2 protein-coding genes are annotated in these 1050 nt (G+C 54.9%); one reads left to right on the top strand and one right to left on the bottom strand.

Annotated elements, in window-relative coordinates:
- Positions 1–255: 255 nt before the first annotated feature.
- A complete protein-coding gene (locus CA13_RS14400; RefSeq protein ID WP_146397743.1) occupies positions 256–621 on the bottom strand; it encodes a hypothetical protein in 366 nt (121 codons plus the stop codon).
- A gap of 143 nt (positions 622–764) precedes the next feature.
- Here CA13_RS14400 and CA13_RS14395 point away from each other — a divergent pair.
- Positions 765–1050, top strand: a 286-nt coding sequence (locus CA13_RS14395; protein WP_419194354.1) for a hypothetical protein, incomplete at its 3' end; no start/stop codon positions are given.

The following is a 1050-nucleotide window of genomic DNA, read 5'->3' as shown; positions in this document are numbered from 1 at the left end:
TGAAAGTTTGAACTAGAAGAAGTTCCGCCGAAGGAGTCGAAAGGCTAGCGTCGCGTAACGGAAGGTTTTTACGACACCGCTTCTCTCCGAAGCCAAACAGTGTCGCAACACCAATCAGTTTACCAAAAGAATACCACGTTGCCAAAGAGGCGGTGTCCGCGGCATGGCAAACCAAAATGCGTCACCGAAGCGAACAAACAAGGCAAACCAAAAGACTTTCCAACGACGAAGCCGCGGCCTTGCGTAAAAACCATGTTAGCCGCCGCTTGCAGCGGGTTTGACGTTGAAATCATCACAGGCATGCAAGGTCCGCGCACCAATTTGGTGCAGTTTGCATACGCCAACATGCCCACGCCCCATGTCGATTGCCATACCGGACATTTGGAAGTGTTCGCAGTTGGTGCACGCTTTAAGCGTCAAGTGTTGTTTGAGGATCTTGTTTTCGAGATTGCGAACGAACCAATAGACAGCGCGCGGGAGGTCGCGAGCGCATTCGATGCGGTAGTCATTGCCGTCAATGGATACCGTCACGTCGTCCGAGTCGTCAATAACCGCCCATGAGCCAACCAGCGTCGATTGGTCGTCGCGAATGAGCGTAAATGGTCCGTGATCTGGAGTCATCTGGCGGCGGCTAACGGGAGGTTTTGCCGACGCCTTGTTGAACGAAGCGAGCGACGTTGAATTACGAGCAGCTAATGATACGCCGCCGCACGTGAATTACCAACGTAGGCGTGCCCGAAGGGCCCTTGCGGCAAAACCATGTTATGCGGCAACGTCAAAATGCCAACTCGACGCTCCAACGCCAAGCCAATACTGCAGCGGCCGTAACCGCGACGCCGGTGGACTACCGCCAAGTCGACACGCTCGAAACCGGAACCGACGAGACGCGCAACATCGACTTGACGATCGCAGCAAAACCGATCCAAAACCAAATAGCATCAAACGTGAGTAAGCCTCGACACAGCATCCCAGCAACCGCCCCGCTCACCAAACACCAGCACGCGTTCACCCGACGTGGCACCCGTCCAACAACGAGTTCTCAAGCCGCAT

It is taken from the genome of Novipirellula herctigrandis, assembly GCA_007859835.1.
In the GTDB taxonomy this organism is placed as follows: domain Bacteria; phylum Planctomycetota; class Planctomycetia; order Pirellulales; family Pirellulaceae; genus Novipirellula_A; species Novipirellula_A herctigrandis.
This window is presented reverse-complemented; position numbering and strand designations above follow the sequence as displayed.